The organism is Polaromonas sp. (assembly GCF_018780625.1).
Taxonomy (GTDB): Bacteria; Pseudomonadota; Gammaproteobacteria; order Burkholderiales; family Burkholderiaceae_C; genus Polaromonas.
On record NZ_JADMJK010000040.1, the window covers coordinates 1 to 1,583 of the forward strand.

General features: G+C 61.3%; 2 protein-coding genes. Both read left to right on the plus strand.

Annotated features, from left to right (window positions below; genetic code table 11):
* Positions 1-1,328: class I tRNA ligase family protein (locus IV091_RS03155; RefSeq protein WP_293465002.1), on the plus strand; the 1,328-nt coding region annotated here is incomplete at its 5' end.
* Positions 1,329-1,450: 122 nt separating this feature from the next.
* On the plus strand, positions 1,451-1,583 hold a 133-nt coding region (locus IV091_RS03160), incomplete at its 3' end, for a sugar phosphate nucleotidyltransferase (RefSeq protein ID WP_293465005.1).

Here is a 1,583-nt window from a genome sequence, read left to right on the forward strand (position 1 = left end):
TTTTCTGGGTCGCCCGGATGATCATGATGACCACGCATTTCACCGGCCAGGTGCCGTTCAAACACGTGTACATCCACGGCCTCGTGAAGGATGCGCAGGGCAAAAAGATGAGCAAGTCCGAAGGCAACGTGCTCGACCCGGTCGACCTGATTGACGGCATTGAACTCGCCCCGCTGCTCGACAAGCGCTCGCAGGGCCTGCGCAAGCCCGAAACCGCGCCCCAGGTGCGCAAGAACACCGAAAAGGAATTCCCTTCCGGCATTCCCGGCTACGGTGCCGATGCGCTGCGCTTCACCTTTGCCTCGCTCGCCAGCCTGGGCCGCAGCATCAACTTTGACAGCAAGCGCTGCGAAGGCTATCGCAACTTCTGCAACAAGCTCTGGAACGCCACGCGCTTTACGCTGATGAACTGCGAAGGCCAGGATTGCGGCTTGAACGAGCACACCAAGGCGCAATGCGCGCCCGGCGGCGAGATGGAACACTACCTGGAATTTTCCCAGGCAGACCGCTGGATTTCATCGACCATGCAGCGCGTGGAGCTAGATGTCGCCAAGGGCTTTGCCGACTACCGCCTGGACAACGTGGCCGGCAGCATCTACCAGTTCATCTGGGACGAGTTCTGCGACTGGTATCTGGAAATTGCAAAGGTGCAGATCCAGACCGGGACCGACGCGCAAAAGCGCGCCACCCGCCGCACGCTGATCCGCACGCTCGAAGGCATTTTGCGGCTGGCCCATCCGATTATTCCCTTCATCACCGAAGAACTCTGGCAAAAGGTCGCACCCGTGGCGGGCCGCGCCGGCCCCTTCATTGGCATGGCCGCTTACCCGCAGAGCCAGCCCGAAAAGATCGACCGGGACGCTGAAGCGCATGTCGCCAAGCTCAAGACCCTGGTCGATGCCTGCCGCAACCTGCGCGGCGAAATGAAGGTGTCGCCGGCGACGCGGCTGCCGCTGTTTGTGCTGGGCGACACCGCCTTCATGACCAGCGTGGCCCCGGTGCTCAAGTCGTTGGCCAAGCTCAGCGAAGTCAAGGTGTTTGAAGATGAAGCCGCCTGGGCTGCGGCCGCGCAAGCCGCGCCGGTGGCGGTGGTCGGCGAGGCACGCGTCTGCCTGCACATGGAAGTCGATGTCGAGGCCGAAAAAGCGCGCCTGGGCAAGGAAGCCACGCGGCTGGAAGGCGAACTGGTCAAGGTCAACGCCAAGCTGGCGAATGAGGCCTTTGTGAACAAGGTCCCGCCGGCGGTACTGGAGCAGGAACGCAAGCGACTCAGTGATTTCACCGCCACGCTGGAAAAAATCAGGGACCAGCTGGCGCGCCTGAAGTAAGCACGCACCTGCATGGGCCGTGGGGGGTCCATGCAGGGTGCAAGCGCCAAAACGAGCCGTCGTCTGACCCGCGCACTGTGCCAAAGGTGCAAAAATTAAACCCTTTTTCTGATCGGCGTGCCATGCAAAAATTAAAACTCACCAAAGCTGTTTTTCCGGTCGCTGGACTTGGGACGCGCTTTTTGCCCGCCACCAAGGCACAGCCCAAGGAAATGCTGCCCATCGTGGACAAGCCGCTGATCCAGTACGCGGTGG